Raw genomic sequence first — 20,680 nt, forward strand, 5'->3', positions numbered from 1 at the left:
ACTCGGGCTAAAATCTAAGAGGCCGCCCGTTTGGGCGGCCTCTCTTTTGATATGGGATGTGAATGAAAAAATGAATAGATAGCTCCAGGGCTAGCGTGCGGTTCTCTCGGTGGCTACGAGGGACGTCAGCCCGGCGGCTTCGACCGTGGCGCCGACCATGGCTTCGAACCCCATACAGCTATTCATCATCAGGTGGTAGATGCGGCGATCGGTCCAGTCCATGTCATAGTAGCGGCGAATGTAGGCGGCGCGGCGGCGGTCGGTGGCCAGGATCTCGACCTCTACGTCTCCGGCATGCTCCGGGAACTGCTCGGTGATGTACTTTACCTTGCGCGGCATCGACGCGTAGACGAAGACATGAAATGCTCCCGGTACGTTGTGCAGCAAACAGGCCGCGCCGCGTCCGACGACCACGCACTGACCCTCCTCGGCACGCGCGCGCAACAACTCGCGCACGTGATCGACCATCCGGTCGCTGTCGAAGGTGTCGGAGTCCGGCCCCGGCAGCCGTTCGAGCGAACCATGCCAGAAGGCCTTGCCAAAGCGGTAGTACCAGGGGTCGAGGCGTTCATCGCATTGCGCGACGAGATGCTTTTGCACTCCGGCCCGGCTAGCAATCTCTTCGAGCAGGCAGTCGTCGATCAGCTTCCATCCCAGCCGGCTGGCAAGGTGGTGGGCATAAGCCGCGCCCTGGCTGCCGTACTCCCGCTCGACCGTAATCATTCGGATCATGATTTTGCCCCTTTCCAGAGCCTCACCCACCGCAAGCTCTTTGCCAGCCCATCGTAGCATCGGGCTGAGACGTTCGACTTGCTGGAGGTGGCGGGATTAGCGAATCATTTTTGATAGGGCAACGCTCACACGCACGCGGTGCGAATGGGTGCGGGCACTACTGTCTTAATTCGACGATGGTCGCCCCCGAGCCGCCCTCATTGTAAGGCGGTTCGGTCACCTGCGACACATGCGGGTGCTGTTGGAGCCATTGCCGCAAGGTGCGGCGCAGTACGCCCATTCCGGTGCCGTGAATCACGCGGATGCGCGGCAGGCCGGCCATCACGGCGCGGTCGAGGAATTTCTCGACTTCATCCTGCGCTTCGTCCGCGGTGCGGCCAATGACGTTGACCTCCCAGCTCATCACCGGGTCGGGATCGCTCATCTGCACAGAAACGCCTTTGGAGCGCAGCCGGGCACGCACGGCCTGCCGGTCTTCGCCCGCGGCCGCGGAGCCGCGGAGCACTTCAGCGATTTCATCGCGGCTCACGCGCATCTTCATCGGGCCGATAGCCACTTCGTAGGTGCGCTCATCCACCTGACGCTGGATGGTGGCCGTTTTGCCGAGCGAGCGCAGCTTCACTACGTCTCCGGCGGTCACACGCTGGGGCAGGTGCGGCTGGGCATGGGCGTCGCCACGGCTCGCTCCGGTGTGCTCCGCAACCACGGCGGAGTTGAAGCTCTCGGCAAACTCGCGCCGCAGTCGCGCGATGCGGCGCTCGGCCTCTTTGCTGAGCTTCTGCTGGGCCGCGCGATCATCAATGGCTTTGACGGTTTCGCGAGCCTGGTATTCAAAGTCCTTGATCAGGGATTGCAGTTGCTGCTCAAGCTCGCGGACCTTGGCGCGCCACTCTTTCAGTCCTTCCACTTCGAGCCGAGCGCGTTCGCGCTGCAGTTCGCCTTCCAGTTGCTGGGTGCGCAGGCGTTCAGCTTCCAGATGCCGGAGCTGTTCATGCAGCTTGTCGAGAAAGCGTGCGATGTCGAGTGTTTGCGTGGAGAGGCGTTTGCGCGCGGCCTCCACAATGGCTGGCTCAAGCCCGAGCCGCTGCGCGATGTTGATACCGGCGCTCGCTCCGGGAACGCCCTGCCGCAGTACGTAGGTCGGGGCCAGCGTCTGCTCGTCAAAGCCGACGGCTGCATTCAGCACGCCGGGCGTGGTCTCAGCGTAGATTTTCAGCGACGTGTGATGCGTTGAGATGATGGACCATGCCCGCGCGCGCAGAAAATGCTCCGCGATGGCGACGGCCAGGGCTGCGCCCTCTTCGGGATCGGTGGCCGAGCCGAGTTCGTCGAGCAGCACCAGCGAAGCCGGGCCGGCCTCGGCGGCAATCTTGTTCAGGCGCACAATGTGCGCGGAAAACGTGGAGAGATTCTGCTCGATGGACTGCGCGTCTCCAATGTCGGCTAAAAAACCGGTCAAAAGCGGCAGCCGCGCCTCTTCGGCGCAGACCGGAATGCCGGCCTGCGCCATCATGGCGGCCAGCGCCAGGGTCTTGAGCGTGACCGTCTTCCCGCCGGTGTTGGGGCCGCTGATAATCAGTTGCCGGTGCTCATCGTCGAGCGCTACGCTGACGGGCACGACTGCGCCGCCACTCGCGCGCAAACGGCGTTCGAGCAGCGGATGCCGCGCCGCTTTCAACGAGAGCCCCGGCTGCGCTGCGTGAGCGTGCTCCAGCAAAGGGCGAACGGCGTTGTATTCCTGGGCAAAGCGGGCTCGGGCCATGACGGTATCCAACTCGGCGAGCACGCGCGCACCTGCGTGAATGGGTGCGGCATATTGGCCGATCTGCCGCGTCATGGCGACGTAGATGCGATGAATTTCGGCCTGCTCCTCTTCCAGCAGGCGCACCAGCTCATTGTTCAGCTCAATGGTTTCGAGCGGTTCCACGTAGACAGTCTGGCCGCTGGAGCTGGCGCCATGCACGACGCCGGGCACGCGCCGCTTCCACTCCGCCTTGACGGGGATGACAAACCGCTCGCCGCGAATGGTGATCAGGTCTTCCTGCGTGGTGCCGCCTTCGGCAAAGCGGCGGAGCGCGCCGCGCAGGCTGTAGGCGATGGCGCGCTGCTGGCGTTCCATCTCGCGGCGCAGGCGCTTCAGCTCAGGCGAAGCATCGTCGGCAAGGCTGCCATCGGGCAGCAATTTGGCGCGCACGGCTTCCACCAGGGGATGCAGGTCATAGCCGACCAATCCGGCCGCGGCCTCTCGCAGTGCAGGCAAGCGCTCGGCCAGATCATCCCCGGGGTCCCGCAAAAATGCTGCCCAGGCCGCAGTCTGCTCAGCCAGATCGACCACCTGCCGGATCTCCTCCGGCTCCAGCACCGCGCCTTCAAGCCGCGCCTTGGCGAGCGCTTCGGTGGGGTCAAAGAGGCTGCCCATGGCCGGGCGCACGCCGGCCGTGTGCAGCACGCGCGCTTCGTCCACCAGCGTGTGCTGGCGCTCGATCCATTCGGGATTGCCGGAAGGCACCGCCGCCGACAGCCATGCGCGCCCTACGCTGGATTGGGCGTAGCTGGCGAGAAAATCAGCGAGAAGATCCCACCCGAGGGCGGACTGGCTCAGCTCGGTGACAGGGGCTGGAATGGGCGGCAGCAGGCTCACAGATCGATTGTTGCATGCAGGCGGGGCAAGCCAGTATATCCGTGGGCTCCAGCCCCTACTGCTGCGGCTGCTGCTGCTGAGACGGCGCCTCCGCAACGTGCGGAATCTCCGATTTCGGGCGGTTGATCAGATGAAAACCATCTCGAATCACGTAGAAGTTCTGCTGCGGCAGGTCGGCTTCGAGCAGCGTGCCATCGTTGGAGTAGTAAAGCTCCACGCTGACGGCATTCTGCGCGCTCACAATCACGGTGGTGTGATGGGCGTCGATGGAGGTGCCGTTCCAGACGCCGCGCACATCCGCCTGCGGCTGGTAATGGCAGGGCACCAGAATGCCGTTTTGTTTGGGAATCAGAATCCATGCATATTTGGGCTGCTCCATGGCGAAGTGAACCATCTCGACGTAGGAGGCCGCGTCAAAATCGGGCAGCACAACCAGATTCTGATGGCGCGTCAGGGTGTTGCTTTCGCTCTTGCCGCCGCCGCTGGTGTGAATCAGAAAGGTGCGGCCATCGGTGCTGGAGGCTGCTTCAAAGCTGCCCTGCTTTCCGTTGACCTCGCCGGTGATCGAGTCCCGCACCACGTCCAACTCAGCGTCAAGCTGGTTGTGGCTGGTGAAGGAGTAGCGGAACTTGCCGAGGCTCATCTCGCCGTGCGACTCGATCGCATAGCCGTTCGCAAGCCGGGAGATGTTCGATTCGGTATGGCCGAGGGTCTTGCCGTTTTGCGTGATGGCAAACTGCGACTGCCCGGCGGGCAGCACCGTACTTTGGGCCGTGGCGCGTTGGGTCACCACGAGCAGGGCCAGGCTCAGCACGGTCAGGCTGGGCAGAATCGCGGGCATCCACCGGCGGGTTGCGGATCGCATGTCAGGGCACTCTCCCTCGTGAAAATCGTTGCACTCGATTCAGACGCGAATTTGCGGAAAAAGCTGCGGTCCGGGTGCGGAATTCATTACCGCCAGCAGCTCAAGAAAAGCAGAGGCCCCGCATTTCTAAAGAGATGCGGGGCCTCTGCGGCCTTATTGGGAAGGCTGGCGTAACTACTTCTTCGCGTGTTCGAAGCGATGGTTCACTTCGTCCCAATTGACCGTGTTCCACCAGGCGGCCAGGTAGTCGGGCCGCTTGTTCTGATACTTCAGGTAGTAGGCGTGCTCCCACACATCGTTGCCGAGAATGGGAAAGAAGCCCTGCGACAGCGGGCTGTCCTGGTTGGGAGTGGAGATGATCTTGAGCTTGCCGCCATCCCAGATCAGCCAGCCCCAGCCGGAGCCGAACTGCTTGGCCGCCGTGCCGTTGAAGGCCGTCTTGAAGTCCTCAAAGGTGCCGAAGTCCTTCTCGATCTGCTGGGCGATGGCGCCGGTCGGCGCGCCGCCGCCGTTGGGCTTCATGATCTTCCAGAACATGGTGTGGTTCACATGGCCGCCGCCATTGTTGCGCACCGCCGTGCGAATGTCCTCGGGCACGCTGTTGAGATCACGCAGCAGGTCTTCGGCCGATTTGCTGGCCAGGTCAGGATGCTTCTCCAGCGCCGCATTCAGGTTGTTGATGTAGGCCTGATGGTGCTTGTCATGGTGCAGCTTCATGGTTTCGGCGTCGATATGAGGTTCAAGAGCCGAATAGTCGTAGGGCAGAGGGGGCAGTTCGTGTGCCAAAGCCGTTCTCCTTTTCCGTTGGATTCATCTGAATCGTTTCGATTGGATTCTGCAGAAGCGACTGAAATTCTTCGCATTCCCGGCGGATTCCATCTGAATCCGCGCAGCGCTCCTAAGCATAATGGATGCCGCGACCGGGGGGAAGGCTGCGGCAGAGAGCGAAAAGAATATTCACCGGCGTCATCGTCAGCCCCGCTCTCCGGGGAGAACGTTAGCTCCTCAGCTCCAATTCGGGCTGGCCCGAGCACCCCTTTCTGTGCCGTTCTGGTCTTTTCTGCCCCCTTTTCCGGTCGGCGCTTATCTAATAGTCATCGCGCTGCACTATGCTGTTGCGATGCGGGCCATGCCGCTTCATGGCGTGTGGGTTTGTGCGAGAGGGAGATTTTCAGGCGATGGACACGACCAAATCGCAATATCGATGGATCGAGGGCCAGGGCGCGGCCTTTGGCGCTCCAGGCATGCCGCCACGCTGGACCTCCAGCGAAAAGTGGGCCATCGGCACGGCGTATTCGGCGGCCAGCCGCGTCTGGTACACCATCTCGCATGGCATTCTCAACGAGATTTATTACCCCACCATCGACCGCCCGCAGACGCGCGACATGGGCCTGCTGATCACCGACGGCGAGACCTTCTTTCATGAGGAAAAGCGCGCCCTCAACTTTACCGGCGAGTACATTGATGCCGAGGCGCTGGGCGTGCGCCTGTATGGGGCCGATCGTAAGGGCCGGTATGTCATCGAGAAGGAGATCATCACCGATCCGCACTCGCCGGTAGTGCTGATGCGGGTGCGCCTGCGCGCCGGGGAGCATGGCTCAGAGGAGCTGCTGCAGAAGCTCAGGGTCTATGCAATGCTGGCGCCTCACATTGATGGCGGCGGCATGGGGAATTCGGGCAGCGTTGTCGATCTTGCAGGCAAGAAGTCTCTGCTGGCCTGGAAGGCCAACGAACCGGGCAGCCCCTCGATTGCCATGATTGCCGATTGCGGATTCAGCCGCGCCAGTTGCGGTTATGTCGGCCAGAGCGATGGCTGGCAGGATCTGCACAACGATTTCACCATGAACTGGGAATTCGGGTCCGCGCTCGACGGCAATATTTCGCTCACCGGAGAGATCGACAACCGCCATACGCTGGACTTCCGCATCGCCATCGGTTTCGGCGACGGCCATCACTCCGCCATTGCCTCGGCAATGGGGGCTCTGGCGACGCCCTTTGAGCAGCAGAAAGAGCGCTTCATCGCGCAGTGGCGCCGGGCAGCCAGCCCCGGCCATCTGGCGTCGTCGTCCTGCGATTATGGGCGGCTCATGCAGATCAGCCACAGCATCCTGCTCGCACATGAAGACAAGACCTTCGCGGGTGCGTTCATTGCCTCGGCGTCCATTCCGTGGGGGTATGCCAAGGGCGACGACGATCTTGGCGGTTATCACCTGGTGTGGACGCGCGACATGGTGCAGACCGCCTCGGCCCTGATGGCCTGCGGCCGCGAAGAGACGGCGCTGCGGGCGCTCGTCTATCTCGCCTGCACGCAGAAGCCGGACGGCAGCTTCGCGCAGAACTTCTGGGTCAACGGCACGCCGTATTGGACGGGGCTGCAACTGGACGAAGTGGCATTCCCGATCATTCTGGCCTGGCGGCTGTGGAAGCGTCAGGCGCTCGGCACCTTTAACGTGCTGGCCTTTGTGGAGCGCGCCGCGGGCTTCTTGCTGCTGCATGCTCCGGTCACGCAGCAGGAGCGTTGGGAAGAGAATTCCGGATATTCGCCCTCGACGCTGGCGGCGGTGATCTCGGGGCTGGTCTGCGCGGCCGAACTGGTGCGGGCGCATGGCGCTGACGAACTGGCCACGCTGCTGGAAGAGCATGCCGACTGGATCGAATCGCATCTGGAAGACTGGACCGTCACCAACAATGGCGTGCTGCATCCGGATGTGAAGCGGCATTTCATGCGAGTGCGTCCGCCCGAGTGCGGCGACCCTTACGCGCATGAGCAGTGCGGCAAAGAGAAGGTGACGCTCAACAATCGTCCGCCGGGCACGCGCTATGAGTTTGAGGCGCGCGAGATCATCGATGCGGGTTTTCTGGAACTGGTGCGCTACGGAGTGCGCCGCGCGGATGATCCGCTGATTGTGGACTCGCTGAAAGTGGTGGACCACGTGCTCAAAGTGGAGACGCCACGCGGGCCCTGCTGGCGGCGCTACAACTTTGACGGCTATGGCACAGGGCCCGATGGCAGTCCCTTTACCGGTTATGGACAAGGCCGCGCCTGGCCCCTGCTGACGGGCGAGCGCGCCCACTATGCCCTGGCCGCCGGGCAGGACGTGCTGCCTTATGTGCAGGCCATCGAGGCCTTTGCCTCGCTGGGCGGCATGCTGCCGGAGCAGGTCTGGGACAGCCCCGAGATCGAGGTGCGCGGGCACAAGCTGCGGCCCGGTGATCCGGCCGGCTCGGCCATGCCTCTGGTCTGGGCGCATGCCGAGTATCTGAAGCTGCTGCGCTCCCTGCATGACCGGCAGGTTTTTGACCGCATTGAGGCGGTGGCCCGGCGCTATTGCGACGACCGGCCCGCGAGTGCCACAGTGGACGTTTTCCTGCTGAATCGGGCGATTCGCGAGATGCAGGCGGGGCGCAATCTGCGCATCCTGGCCGACCGGGCCTTCCGTGTTTTGTGGACGTCCGATAGCTGGCAGACCCACCAGATGATGGAATGCCGTCAGGTGGGCACACAGGTCTGCTGTGCCGATCTGCCGGTGGCCGGTCTGCGCGAAGGCCAGGTTTCATTTACTCTTTTCTGGATGGGGGAACAGCGCTGGGAAGGCCGGAATTTCGATGTTGCCGTCTCCGCCGAAGAATAAGTCTCCGGAACCCGATCTCCGTTTTCCGTCATCCAAACCGATAAACACAGAATTATTTGCGCCCGGAAAACCGGGCGCACGCCACGAAGAAAGGGCAGATTTTTTCATGACTGAGTTGCAGCAGACTTCGATCAACGCACTGCGCTTCCTCGCCGTCGACGCGGTGGAGAAGGCCAAGAGCGGCCATCCTGGAGCTCCCCTGGGCGATGCCCCCATGGCTTACCTGCTCTTTCACAAGTACATGCGCCACAACCCGAAGCACTCCAAGTGGTCGAACCGCGACCGCTTTGTGCTGTCGAACGGCCATGCCTCGGCCATGCTGTACAGCGTGCTGCATCTGAGCGGCTACAAGGTTTCCCTTGATGACCTGCAGCACTTCCGCCAGTGGCACTCGAACACGCCCGGGCACCCCGAGTATGGCGATACCGATGGCGTCGAGGTCACGACGGGTCCGCTGGGCCAGGGCTTTGCGATGGCCGTGGGCATGGCGATTGCCGAGAAGCATCTCGCCGCTGTGTACAACCGCCCCGGCTATGAAGTGGTCGATCACTACACCTACGGCATCTGCGGCGACGGCGATCTGATGGAAGGCATCTCGCACGAGGCCGCATCGCTGGCCGGCACGCTGGGCCTGGGCAAGCTGATCTATCTCTACGATGACAACCTGATCTCGCTCGACGGCCCCACCGAGCTTTCCTTTACTGAAGACGTGCTCAAGCGCTTTGAGGCCTACCACTGGCACGTGCAGATTGTGGAAGACGGCAACGATCTCGAAGGCATCTCGAAGGCGATCGAAGCCGCCAAGGCCGAGACCGGCAAGCCCTCTCTGATTGCCGTGCGCACGGTGATCGGTTACGGCAGCCCCAAGGCCGGCACCAGCAAGGTGCATGGCGAGGCGCTCGGTGCCGAGGCCGTCAAGGAGACCAAGAAGAACCTCGGCTGGCCCGAGGACAAGAGCTTCTATGTTCCCGAGGATGCGGCCAGGCACTGGGCCGAGGTCGTGGCCAAGGGCGCGGAATATGAGAAGCAGTGGAACGATCTTTTTGCTCAGTACAAGAAGGAATTTCCCGAGCTGGCCGCGCAGTTTGAGCGCACCCATGCCGGCAAGCTGAAGGACGGCTGGCGTGACAGCCTGCCGAAGTTTGCTGCGGACAGCAAGGCGCAGGCCACCCGCACCGCCGGCAACGTGGTGATGAATGCCATCGCCAAGCAGGTGCCCGAGCTGCTGGGCGGCGCGGCCGATCTGACCGCCTCAACCAAGACCATCATCAAGGACAGCGGCAACTTCCACGTGGACGCGACCGGCGTGAACGTCTTCTTTGGCGTGCGCGAGTTTGCCATGTGCGCGGCGGTCAACGGCATGGCGGTGCATGGCGGCGTCATTCCTTATGGCTCGACCTTCTTTGTCTTCAGCGACTACTGCAAGCCGGCGCTTCGCCTGGCCGCGCTGATGAAGGCGCATGCCATCTTTGTGTACACGCACGATTCGGTGGGCCTCGGGGAAGATGGCCCGACGCACCAGCCCATCGAGCATCTGATGGCGCTGCGCGCGACGCCGCAGTTGACTGACTTCCGTCCGGCGGACGCGAATGAAACCTCCGCGGCCTGGGGCCTGGCGCTCGAACGCAAGAGCGCTTCGTTCATGGCGCTGTCGCGGCAGGATCTGCCGCTGCTCGACCCCGAGAAGCACAAGGTCTTTGAGGGTGTCGCCAAGGGCGCTTACATCGTCGAAGAGGGTAGCAAGTCGCCGGATGTGCTGCTGGTCGGCACCGGCGCGGAACTGTGGCCCTGCCTCAAGGCCGCCGAGCAGCTCAAGGGCGAGGGCGTCACGGCTCGCGTGGTCTCCATGCCGAGCTGGAAGCTCTTTGACGAGCAGGACGAGGCCTACAAGCAGTCGATCTTCCCTGATGGTCTGCCCAAGCTGGCCGTCGAGGCTGGCGCTTCGCTCGGCTGGTGGAAGTGGGTGGGCCGTCATGGCGACGTGATCGGCATCGACCACTTCGGCGCCTCGGCCCCCGGGCCGGTGGTGCTCGAGAAGTTCGGCTTCAGCCCCGACAACATCGCCAGCCGCGCCAAGGCCCTGATTGCCCGCGCCAAGGCGGAACTGGCAGGAGCCAAGTAATGAAGCTTGCGATCGGTGCAGACCACGCTGGCTTTCCTCTCAAGGAAGAAGTGCGCGAATTTGTGAAGCGCCTGGGTCATGAAGTCGATGACCTGGGCGCTTACAGCGCCGAACCTTCTGACTATCCTGATTTCGCTGAGAAAGTGGGCCTCGCGCTGATCGAGGGCCGCGCCGAGCGCGGCATCCTGATCTGCGGCAGCGGCGTTGGCGTGAACGTGGCGGCCAACAAGCTGCCCGGCGTGCGCGCCTGCATGTGCCATGACACCTACTCCGCGCATCAGGGCGTCGAGCACGACAACATGAACGTGCTGGTGCTGGGAGCCCGCATCATTGGTCCCGCGCTGGCGTTTGATCTGGTCACCAGCTTCCTCAATGCGGCCTTTCAGAGCCAGGTGGAGCGCTACACCCGCCGCCTGAACAAGGTCTATGCCATTGAGGCGCGCTACATGCCCGGTTCAAAGAAAGCTTAGGAGCAGGCACGGATGGCAGAGATTCGCGCAGTGTTGTGGGATGTGGGCGGCGTGCTGCTCACCAATGGCTGGGATCACTGCGGCCGTGCCGAGTTGCTCAAGGAGTTTGGCGTGGACCGCGCCGCGTTTGAAGCGCGTCATGAAGAGGCGAACGATCCCTGGGAAAAAGGGAAGATCACAATTCATGAGTATCTGGACCGGACCCTGTTTTATGAGCCCCGCAGTTTTACTCCGGACCAGTTCATCGCGCGCATGAAGCAGGAGTCGCAGTGGATTCCGAATACGTCAGTGGAAGTTCTGCGCACGCTCTCGGTTTCCCAGCAGGTCCGGGTGGCGATGCTCAGCAACGAGTCCCGCGAGTTGATGGATTACCGCATCGAGACCTTCGGGCTCGATAAGCTCTTCCCCGTTTGTTTCTGTTCTGCCTATGTAGGCCTGCGCAAACCCGATCCGGCAATTTTCCGGCTCGCTTTGGAGGTTCTGCGCGTCCAACCAGAGGAAGCAGTCTTTGTGGATGACCGCAAGGAGAATGCCCAGGCCGCGAACGATCTGGGAATTCATGGGGTGCATTATGCGGGTCCCGAACATTTGAAAGAGCAACTCCAGCGGCTGGGCGTGAAGCTCGGCTAACTCAAAATTCATCAGAAGACGGAAGGAATCTGCGATGGAAATCGGAATCATTGGTCTTGGCAAAATGGGCGGCAACATGGCCGAACGCCTGCGCAAGGGCGGCCACAAGGTGGTTGGCTTCGACTTCAATAAGGAAGCCACCAAGAAGCTGACCGACGCCGGTTCGGTGGGCGTGGATTCGCTCGAAGCTCTGGTGAAGAATCTGACCCCCCAGCGTGCCATCTGGATCATGGTTCCGGCCGGCGATCCGGTGGATGAAACCATCGCCAAGCTCAAGCCCTTCATGCAAAAGGGCGATATCTTCATTGACGGCGGCAACTCCAACTACAAGGATTCGCAGCGCCGCTACAAAGAGCTGAAGGCGGAAGGCTTCAACTTTGTCGATGTGGGCACCTCGGGCGGCGTCTGGGGTCTGGCGGAGGGTTACAGCATGATGGTGGGCGGCGATGAGGATGTGGTGGAACACCTGCGCCCCATCTTTGAGACGCTCGCGCCCGGCAAGGACAAGGGCTGGGGCCGTACGGGTCCGGCCGGCGCCGGCCACTTTGTGAAGATGGTGCACAACGGCATCGAGTACGGCATGATGCAGGCTTACGCCGAAGGCTTCTCGATCATGGGCCACAAGACCGAGATGAATCTCGATCTGGGCCAGATTGCCGAAATCTGGCGCTACGGCAGCGTGGTGCGCTCGTGGCTGCTCGATCTCACGGCCGATGCGCTCCAGAAGAATCCGAACCTTGAGGGCCTGGAAGCCTACGTGGCGGATTCAGGCGAGGGCCGCTGGACGGTGTTTGAAGCCATTGATCTCAATGTTTCGGCGCCGGTGATCACCGAGTCGCTGATTCGCCGCATTCGCAGCCGCGAAGATAACAACTTTACCGACCGCATGCTCGCAATTATGCGCAACCAGTTCGGCGGACACGCAGTCAAGAAAGACTAACGATTATGGCGACGACAGAAGTACGGGTTTCGACCGAAAAGGTAAAGGAAGCCGCCAAGCGCAAGGAGCGCGTCCCCGAACCAACGGTGGTCGTGATCTTTGGCGCAAGCGGCGATCTCACCAAGCGCAAGCTGCTGCCGGCCCTGTTCCATCTGGAACAGGCCGGGCTGCTGCCGGAAGAGTTCGGCATTCTCGGTGTGGCCCGCCGCGATCTCACCGCCACCTTCGCGGATGACATGAAGGAAGGCATCCTTGAATTCGGCGGAGTCAAGGCCGACGATGACAAGCTCGGCGCGTTCATGGAGAAGGTGAATTATCACGCCATGAACTTTGACGACGATGCCGGCTACGAAAAGCTCAAGCAGCATCTCGACGAGTATGACAAGAAGCACGGCGTGAAGGGCAATCGCCTCTTCTACCTTGCGGTGGCGCCGGAGTACTTCTCTGACATCCTGCACCGGCTAGGCCGTCACGGCCTGGCCAAGCCGGAGCATGGCCAGGTGCGCGTCATCATCGAGAAGCCCTTCGGGCAAGATCTGGAGAGCGCCAAAGAACTCAATGCGGAAGTCAACCAGGTGCTCGATGAGAACCAGATCTTCCGCATCGACCACTATCTTGGCAAAGAGACCGTGCAGAACATCCTGGTCTTCCGTTTTGCCAACGGCATCTTTGAGCCGATCTGGAATCGTAACTATATCGATCATGTTCAGATTACGGCGGCCGAAAGCATCGGCATTGAAGGCCGCGGCCCGTTCTATGAGAAGGCGGGAGCGCTGCGTGATGTGATCCAGAATCACATGATGGAGCTGCTGTCGTTCATCTGCATGGAGCCGCCGGTCTCATTCGAGGCCGACGCCGTGCGCCACGAGAAGGTGAAGGTCTGGCAGGCCATCAAGCCGGTTGAGATTCTCAATACCGTGCGCGGGCAATATGGCCCGGGCGAGGTGAACGGCAAGCAGGTAAAGGGGTATCGCGAAGAAGAGCGCGTCGCTCCCGACTCGCAGACCGAAACCTTCGCAGCCATGAAGCTTGAGATTGAGAACTGGCGCTGGGCTGGCGTGCCGATCTATCTGCGCGCGGGCAAGCGCCTGGCCAAGCGTGCGACCGAAGTTACCATTCAGTTCAAGCAGCCTCCCATGCTACTCTTCCGCGGAGCCAGCTCTGGCCCGTGTGAGGAGATTCAGCCCAATCTGATCAAGATGCGCATTCAGCCGGATGAGGGCATCTCGCTTCGCTTTGGAGCGAAGGTTCCCAGCCCGGATATGACCGTCTGCCCGGTGGACATGAACTTCGAATATGCCGGAGCCTTCGGCACCTCTTCGGCCAACGGCTACGAGCGTCTGCTGCTCGATGCCATGCTGGGCGATGCCACGCTCTTTGCGCATCGCGACGGCGTGGAGGCCACCTGGGCGCTATTCACTCCGGTGCTCGAAGCCTGGGCCGCCAAAAAGCCGCAGGGATTCCCCAACTACGCCAGCGGAAGCTGGGGTCCGCAGTGCGCCGACGATCTGATTGCCAAGGATGGCCGTCGCTGGCATAGCTGCAAGGGCTGATCCACAGGAGCCATAGCCGGGCGCCACGCCGCGCCCGCAACCAAAGGAATAGAGGCACACCAGAAGATGCCACGGCCGTTTGAACTGGAATATCGCGTATTTGAGGATGCCGCTGCATTGAGTCATGCAGCGGCCCAGCATTTTGTGGACTGCGCCAAGGCCGCCGTGGCACAACGCGGCAAGGCGCGCGTGGCGATCTCCGGCGGCAGCACGCCCAAATCGACGTTTGCACTGCTGGCTGACCCGGCGCAGCCCTACCGCGCGCAGATGCCCTGGGAGAAACTCGAAATCTATTGGGTGGACGAGCGCTGCGTGCCGCCCGAGGATGCTGATAGCAACTACCGCATGACCCGCAAGACGCTGCTCGACAAGGTGCCGATTCCCGCCAGCCAGGTCTTCCGCATGGAAGGCGAGCGCGACCCCGAAGAGGCGGCCGCCCGTTACGAGTCCGTCATTCGCGGGCAGTTTCGGTTGGAAGGCGCGCAGGGGCCGGTCTTTGACATGCTGGCGCTGGGCATGGGCGATGACGGGCACACGGCCTCGCTGTTTCCGCACACTGAGGCGATTCACGAGCTGGGGCGCATCGTTGTGGCGAACCACGTTCCGCAGAAGCAGACCTGGCGCATCACCCTCACCTGGCCGGTCATTGTAGAAGCGCGAGACCTATTCTTTCTGATTGCGGGCAAGGACAAGGCCGATCCGCTGCAGCGCGTTTTAGAGGGGCCTTATGATCCGGAAACACTTCCTTCGCAGCTCATTCAGCCGCGCAGCGGTAAACTGCTGATGTTGCTGGATAAGACCGCCGCTGCGAATTTACCGGCCCCCGGGCCGGATGGCGTCGGCAAAATGGAGATTGCCCGATGATTCTTGCCGGCGATGTAGGCGGCACCAAGGTTCACTTAGCTCTTTACGATTTCAAACAAGGTTCGCTGCAGCACGTTCGGGATGAGCGCTTCCCGGCTCGTGATTATGACGGCCTGCAGGTCATTGTCCGCCAGTTCTTGGGCGCGCGCACCGAGGGCGACATTACCGCGGCCTGCTTCGGCGTGCCCGGACCAGTACGTCAGGGACGTCTGAAGCTCACGAATCTACCGTGGATACTTGATAGCCTGGAGCTTTCCAGCGCGCTTGATATCCCACACCTGTTCCTGATCAATGATCTTGAGGCGAATGGCTACGGCATCCCCGAGCTTCGGGCCGATCAAATCTTCACGCTCAACCCGGGTGATCGCGGAGCTGTCGGCAACCGCGCACTGGTCTCGGCCGGCACCGGCCTCGGCGAGGGCGTCATGGTGTGGGATGGCCGCCGTCACGTCCCCATGGCTTCTGAGGGTGGGCACTGCGACTTTGCCGCGCGCAATCCGCTCGAACTGGAGCTGCTGCAGTATCTGATCGAAAAGCTGCAGGGTCGCGTGAGCTTTGAGCGCGTGGTTTCAGGGCTTGGCATTCAGAATATCTACCGTTTTCTGCGCGATGTGAAGAAAATGGAAGAACCCGCCTGGCTCAGAGAGCGCATGGAGAAGGAAGATCCCAACGCCGTCATCGGAGAGCTGGGCGAGAGCAGCCAGAATGAACTGTGCGCCAGGACGCTGGAGATGTTTGTGGCGGCTTACGGTGCGGAAGCCGGCAACATGGCTCTCAAGGTGCTGGCTGTGGGCGGCATGTACATCGGCGGCGGCATTGCGCCCAAGATTCTCAAGACCATGCAGAATGGCATTTTCATGCAGGCCTTCACTGACAAGGGGCGTTTGAGCGAATTGCTGATCAAAACGCCGGTGCACATCATTCTTGAGAGCCGTTGCGCCCTGATGGGCGCCGCGGCATATGCAGAGCAGCGCGCTGCGGAGTTGAGCGGCACCTCAGTACGCGCCGCCTCCATCTAGAGCAAGTAATAAAACATGGCAGCGCATCGAGCGCAGCAGGAGTCATCGCATTGATTGTCCGGCCTAAACTGCATTGGCTTCGCATGCTGTTTATCTGGAATGGATCGGTCATCCGCGCGATTCTTCCGCAACTGCTGGTTGTGCTGTGTTTTTCGCTCTTTGCTGTCTGGACGCATGGGCGGCTCTTCGGTCATATCGTCCCTCTGACTGTTGCCCCGTTCACGCTGTTGGGCGTATCGCTTGCGATCTTTCTCGGATTCCGTAACAGTGCTAGTTACGATAGGTTCTGGGAAGGACGCAAGCTGTGGGGGGCCTTGCTCAATGTGTGCCGATCTCTCATGCGTCAGGCGCAATCGATCGGCGAAACCCGCCCCGAAGAGCCCCGCCTGAAAGAGTGGCTGGCGCTGCTCGCTGCCTTCACGCATGCCATGCGGCACCAGTTGCGCAAGACCGATCCGGCTCAGGATTTCGCGCGCCTTCTGCCGGCTGACCAGTGCGCGCAACTGGCCGCTGCCCGCTATCGCCCTACGCTGATCCTGCTGTGGCTGGGGCAGTGGGTGGCTGACGGCAAGAGGCAGGGGCGCTACGGTGAAATTACGGCGGCCGCGATGGACAGCAATCTGAGCGCTCTCTCTGACATTCTGGGCGGCTGCGAAAGGCTCGCGCATACGCCTATTCCTTACGCCTATTCGGTCATGAACCACCGCGTCGTCTATTTGTATTGCTTTCTGTTACCTTTTGCGCTGGTGGGTGAGATTGGCATGATGACGCCGGTCATATCGGTCCTGGTGGCCTATACCTTCATTGCGATCGAGGCTCTTGCGCAGGAAATTGAAGAGCCATTTGGCATGCTGGCAAATGATCTGGCACTCGACAACATGTCCTTCAACATTGAAGACTCACTGCGGGAGTTGACCGGCGAGCCGCTGCCGCCCGCCGCGCCCGAACCGGAAAACTACATCCTCACCTAGACGCCGTCGCGCTTCCACCTGTGCGGACAATGCCGTTTTGCGCTATGGTGAAAGGTCATCGATTTATTACTTCCAACCTCAAGGATGCCCATGTTTGCTGTGAATGGAATCTTTTCTCGCGTGGCCCGTCTGGCCAGGCCGGTCACCTCGTTCTCTCTGCCGGTCGCGGCCGCCACTCTTCTCGGAGCCTGCCTGCTGCCCGTGGCCGCGCAAGCACAACGGCTGCCAGACAATGTGGTGCCCCGGCACTACACGCTCACCTTGACCCCCAATCTGCAGGCGGCCACCTTTACCGGGCGCGAGAAGATCGTGGTCGATGTCAAACAGTCCACCCAGACCATTACGCTGAACGCCGCGCAGATCAGCTTCAAGAGCGTCGCCGCCAACATTGACGGCCAAACTGTAACACCGAAGGTTACAGAGGACGCGCAAAAGGAACAGGCGAGTTTTCACTTTGGCCAGACGCTGGCTCCCGGCCAATACACCCTGGCGATTGATTACAGCGGCATTCTGAACGATCAGCTCCGCGGCTTTTATCTCTCAAAGACCAAAACGCGCCGCTATGCCGTAACGCAGTTTGAGCCGACCGATGCGCGCCGCGCCTTCCCGAGCTTTGATGAGCCGGCATTCAAGGCGACCTTTGATGTCACGCTGGTGGTGCCCAAGGGCGACACGGCCATCTCCAACACAAACGCGATCTCTGATACGCCCGGCCCCGGGCCGGATGAGCACACCATGCACTTTGCGACGACGCCGAAGATGTCTACCTACCTGGTGGCATTTCTCGTGGGCGACTTCCAGTGCAGCTCCGGCTCGAGCGATGGCGTGCCCATCCGCGCCTGTGCTCCGCCGGAGCAGGTGCAATACACGCACTACGCGCTGCACACCGCTGAGTTTGTGCTGCATTTCTACGATCATTACTTCGGCATCAAGTACCCCATGCCGAAGCTCGACATGATCGCGATTCCTGACTTTGAAGCCGGGGCCATGGAAAACTTTGGCGCGATCACCTACCGCGAAACTGCCATGCTGCTCAACCCTAAAACGGCTTCGGTGGGCGAAGAGCAGCATGTCGCCATCGACATTGCGCACGAGATGGCGCATCAGTGGTTCGGTGACATGGTCACCATGCAGTGGTGGAACAACATCTGGCTCAACGAGGGCTTTGCCACGTGGATGGAAACGAAGTCCGTGGCCGCTATGCATCCCGAGTGGGACATGGACGCGATTGTGGCGGAGACGAAAGACAGCACGCTCAATCTCGATGCGCGCCGCGTGACCCGGACCATCCGGGCGCATGCCGACACGCCGGACCAGATCAACCAGATGTTTGATGGCATCAGCTACGGCAAGGCCTCTGCCGTGCTGCACATGGTCGAGAACTACGAGGGCAAGCAGGTCTTCCGCGAGGGCGTGCACAAGTATCTTGAGGCGCACATGTACGGCAATGCCACGGCGCAGGACTTCTGGAATGCGCAGACCGAGGTGAGCCATCTGCCGATCAATAAGATCATGGACAGCTTCATCAGCGAGCCCGGCGTGCCCAAGCTGACCTTCGGCGATCCACATGATGGCAAGGTGCAGGTCACCCAGAGCCGTTTCTTCCTCAACTCTGACGTAAAGCCAAGCGGCAAGCAGCAGTGGACGATCCCGGTCTGCTTCAACGCCGACAATGCCGCTGGCGAAAAGTGCGGCGTGCTCAGCAGCAAGCAGCAGACGATGGCTCTTCCGCCTTCGAAGCTCTTCTTCCCGGATGCCCGGGCCATGGGCTACTACCGCTATGGCTTCAGCGATCAGGTGGCACAGACGATCATGAACAGCATCGAAAGCGACCTCACTCCGGTCGAGCGCATCGATGCATTCGGTGATCTGTGGGCCTACGTGCACGCCAATGAAGATACGGTGGGAACCTACCTCAATCTTGTGGGGAAGGTAAAGAACGACACGCACGCCCACGTGATCGGCACCGCGATTGGACCGCTCGACACCATTGAAGATCGCATCGCCTCCACTCCGCAGGAGAAAGCCGCGCTGCGTGCCTGGGAGCTGCGCACCTTCAAGCCTGCCTACGACCGCCTCGCAGCGCCGGCGGCCAGCGATTCCCCCAACACGCGGCAACTGCGCGCCGAGCTCTTCGAGCTGCTTGGCCATGCTGGCGACAAGCAGGTGATCGCCCAGTCCCGTGGCATCGCCATGAAGTATCTCGACAACCCGGCCTCGGTGGATGCCAATCTGGCGGATGCAGCTCTATCGGTCGCCGCTGCCCATGGCAACACGGCATTCTTCGACAAGCTGCAACATGTGTATGAGACGGCAGACAATCCGCAGATTCAGGAGCAGGCGCTGCATCTGCTGGCCACCTTCAGCAATCCGGCGCTCGAACGCCGCGCGCTCGATTATGCGGCCTCCGGCAAGGTGAAGAATCAGGATTCCATCTTCCTCTTCGCCACCGGCCTTGAGCTGCCTTCCACGCGCAAGGTCGCCTGGCAGTACATCCAGCAGAACTGGCCCAAGGTGAAGGCGCAGAACACGGCCTTCCTGATGGGCTCCTACCTGGTGGGCGCGGCAGGTTCGTTCTGCAGCGCGCAAAAGCAGACTGAGGTGCAGCAGTTCTTCCAGACGCACCCGCTGCCGGCCACCAACCGGGCACTGGCACGGGCCACGCAGGAGATTCAGGACTGCATGACCCTTCGCAGCCAGCAGGAAGGCAATCTGCGGCAGTGGATCGCCGCCCAGAAACAGTAATTCCGGCGAATCCCGGGCTTAGGAAACCCTAGGCCCGGGATTCACTCCAGCAGATTTGCTGGCGCTCGTGTAAACTCATTTAGGTAAGACCCTGGTCGTCGGGACGTGGCTCAGCCTGGTAGAGCACTCGCTTGGGGTGCGAGGGGTCGGCAGTTCAAATCTGCCCGTCCCGACCAGTTCCTTCCTTAATTTCTCCGGTTACAATCAAGGCATCGGGGCGTAGCGCAGTCTGGTAGCGCATCTGCTTTGGGAGCAGAGGGTCGGGGGTTCGAATCCCTCCGCCCCGACCATGGCGCGGCATCCGCACTGTTGCCTGGTCAAAGTTACCTTCTGCCTGCATCCGCCCTATCGTCTTATCCCTTCGATACAAACTTGTTTCGCTGAATGCTGAAGCGCAGCAACCGGTCGGCTGCCTTCTGGATGCCAATGCGCGGCGTCACATCCATCGGCGGCGTCCCATAACCATCCTCCATGACGGTCAGCAGAGAATCTGCGTCGGTCACGTCAATGCCATTGTGGTCAAGGCGAGTAATCCCCATCGCCTGGCACATGCGTCCGGGGCCCGAGGTCAGCAGTCTGGCCGATGCGTCGCTCGGCAATCCGCGCCGCCGCGCCATGGTCGCCAGCCCCGTCACCGGTTCCAGCGCACGCAGCAGCACGCACCCTGCCGTGCCTTCAGGCTCGCACGAGATATTCAGGCAATGGTGCATGCCATAAATCAGATAGACATACGTTCTACTCGGCGGCCCAAACAGCACTGCGTTGCGCGCTGTCTTGCCGGAGTAGGCATGCGCTGCTGGATCTCCCGCCCCGAAATATGCCTCGACCTCCACAATGCGACCTGAGGTGGTTTCATCGTCCGGCGAATCCGGCTTGCGCACGAGCAGCTTGCCGAGCAGGCGGCGTGCTACTTCATCCGGTGCATCGATAAAAAAGTCAGGAGTAAGCAGCCGCGAAGGCATGAAGTCCAATCTCCGTGAGCAAGCACAGGGCCGGAGATCTCCGGCCCTGCGAACCAGAGCAACCTGTGCTTACTTCTTCATTTCTTTCAGCGCGGCCAGTACCTCTTCGGCATGGCCCTCGGGCTTGACCTTGGGAAATATCTTCACCAGAGTCTGATCGGCCCCAATCACAAAGGTGGTGCGCTCAATGCCTTTCACCTTTTTGCCGTACATGTTCTTGTCCTTGAGCACGCCAAACTGGTTGCAGACGGTCTCATCCACATCTGCCAGCAGCGTGTAGGGCAAGTCATATTTCTCTTTGAATTTTTTCTGCGCCTTGGGCGTGTCGCGCGAGATGCCCAGCACCACCACGCCTTCTTTTTGCAGCTTCTTGAAGTGATCTCTGAATCCGCATGCCTCAATGGTGCAGCCCGGCGTGTCAGCCCGTGGATAGAAAAACAGTATCACCGGCGTACCGGCATAATCGGTCAGGTTGACGGTCTCGCCCTCTTCGTTTTGCAGCGTAAAGTTGGCGACCTTCTCGTGGAGTTCCAT

The 20,680-nt window shown here is 61.2% G+C and carries 16 protein-coding genes and 2 tRNA genes; 12 read left to right on the forward strand and 6 right to left on the reverse strand.

All coding sequences use genetic code 11. The features are described from left to right. Window positions 1-90: 90 nt before the first annotated feature. The 4 genes from ACP_RS10805 to ACP_RS10820 form a co-directional block, all read right to left on the reverse strand. Window positions 91-732, reverse strand: a complete 642-nt coding sequence (locus ACP_RS10805) for a cytidylate kinase-like family protein (protein ID WP_015897363.1) — start codon at window positions 730-732, stop codon at window positions 91-93. Between the two features lie 157 nt (window positions 733-889). Then, the gene (locus tag ACP_RS10810; protein WP_015897364.1) at window positions 890-3,373 is read right to left on the reverse strand and encodes an endonuclease MutS2; all 2,484 of its coding nucleotides are present in this window, start codon (window positions 3,371-3,373) and stop codon (window positions 890-892) included. 55 nt (window positions 3,374-3,428) lie between these two features. Next, window positions 3,429-4,238, reverse strand: a complete 810-nt coding sequence (locus tag ACP_RS10815; RefSeq protein WP_148215128.1) for a hypothetical protein — start codon at window positions 4,236-4,238, stop codon at window positions 3,429-3,431. A 174-nt stretch (window positions 4,239-4,412) separates the two neighbouring features. Continuing rightward, on the reverse strand, window positions 4,413-5,024 hold the full coding sequence (locus ACP_RS10820; protein WP_015897366.1) for a superoxide dismutase: 612 nt from the start codon (window positions 5,022-5,024) through the stop codon (window positions 4,413-4,415). 392 nt (window positions 5,025-5,416) lie between these two features. On the opposite strand from ACP_RS10820, the gene ACP_RS10825 reads away from it, so the two are divergent. The 12 genes from ACP_RS10825 (at window position 5,417) to ACP_RS10880 (ending at window position 19,474) form a co-directional block, all read left to right on the forward strand. Beyond that, window positions 5,417-7,870 carry a glycoside hydrolase family 15 protein gene (locus ACP_RS10825; protein WP_015897367.1) on the forward strand — a complete coding sequence of 818 codons (2,454 nt, stop codon included), beginning with the start codon at window positions 5,417-5,419 and terminating at the stop codon, window positions 7,868-7,870. A 106-nt stretch (window positions 7,871-7,976) separates the two neighbouring features. After that, the gene (tkt, locus tag ACP_RS10830; RefSeq protein ID WP_015897368.1) at window positions 7,977-9,992 is read left to right on the forward strand and encodes a transketolase; all 2,016 of its coding nucleotides are present in this window, start codon (window positions 7,977-7,979) and stop codon (window positions 9,990-9,992) included. Then, complete coding sequence (gene rpiB, locus ACP_RS10835; protein ID WP_015897369.1) at window positions 9,992-10,462, forward strand: ribose 5-phosphate isomerase B; 471 nt, start codon at window positions 9,992-9,994, stop codon at window positions 10,460-10,462. Before tkt ends, rpiB begins: the two co-directional genes overlap by 1 nt. A gap of 12 nt (window positions 10,463-10,474) precedes the next feature. Next, entirely contained in the window at window positions 10,475-11,092 is a 618-nt protein-coding gene (locus ACP_RS10840) for an HAD family hydrolase (RefSeq protein WP_015897370.1), read from the forward strand. Window positions 11,093-11,102: 10 nt separating this feature from the next. Then, window positions 11,103-12,032, forward strand: coding sequence for a phosphogluconate dehydrogenase (NAD(+)-dependent, decarboxylating) (gene gnd, locus ACP_RS10845; protein ID WP_274426281.1), 930 nt, complete (start codon window positions 11,103-11,105; stop codon window positions 12,030-12,032). A gap of 5 nt (window positions 12,033-12,037) precedes the next feature. Further along, window positions 12,038-13,585: a glucose-6-phosphate dehydrogenase gene (gene zwf, locus ACP_RS10850; protein ID WP_015897372.1), complete on the forward strand. Its 1,548-nt coding sequence runs from the start codon at window positions 12,038-12,040 to the stop codon at window positions 13,583-13,585. A gap of 66 nt (window positions 13,586-13,651) precedes the next feature. After that, window positions 13,652-14,449, forward strand: coding sequence for a 6-phosphogluconolactonase (gene pgl / locus ACP_RS10855; protein WP_015897373.1), 798 nt, complete (start codon window positions 13,652-13,654; stop codon window positions 14,447-14,449). Continuing rightward, on the forward strand, window positions 14,446-15,468 hold the full coding sequence (gene glk, locus ACP_RS10860; protein ID WP_015897374.1) for a glucokinase: 1,023 nt from the start codon (window positions 14,446-14,448) through the stop codon (window positions 15,466-15,468). Before pgl ends, glk begins: the two co-directional genes overlap by 4 nt. Window positions 15,469-15,518: 50 nt before the next feature. Continuing rightward, complete coding sequence (locus tag ACP_RS10865; RefSeq protein ID WP_015897375.1) at window positions 15,519-16,439, forward strand: bestrophin family protein; 921 nt, start codon at window positions 15,519-15,521, stop codon at window positions 16,437-16,439. A gap of 90 nt (window positions 16,440-16,529) precedes the next feature. Next, complete coding sequence (locus ACP_RS10870) at window positions 16,530-19,184, forward strand: M1 family metallopeptidase (RefSeq protein ID WP_083770680.1); 2,655 nt, start codon at window positions 16,530-16,532, stop codon at window positions 19,182-19,184. Between the two features lie 99 nt (window positions 19,185-19,283). After that, a tRNA-Pro gene (locus ACP_RS10875) sits at window positions 19,284-19,360 on the forward strand. A gap of 37 nt (window positions 19,361-19,397) precedes the next feature. Then, window positions 19,398-19,474 (forward strand) — tRNA-Pro (locus ACP_RS10880). 63 nt (window positions 19,475-19,537) lie between these two features. Here the strand turns inward: ACP_RS10880 and ACP_RS10885 are convergent. Then, on the reverse strand, window positions 19,538-20,146 hold the full coding sequence (locus tag ACP_RS10885) for a DNA-3-methyladenine glycosylase (RefSeq protein ID WP_015897377.1): 609 nt from the start codon (window positions 20,144-20,146) through the stop codon (window positions 19,538-19,540). 69 nt (window positions 20,147-20,215) lie between these two features. Then, entirely contained in the window at window positions 20,216-20,680 is a 465-nt protein-coding gene (gene bcp, locus ACP_RS10890; protein WP_015897378.1) for a thioredoxin-dependent thiol peroxidase, read from the reverse strand.

This window comes from Acidobacterium capsulatum ATCC 51196 (assembly GCF_000022565.1).
GTDB classification, from domain to species: Bacteria; Acidobacteriota; Terriglobia; order Terriglobales; family Acidobacteriaceae; genus Acidobacterium; species Acidobacterium capsulatum.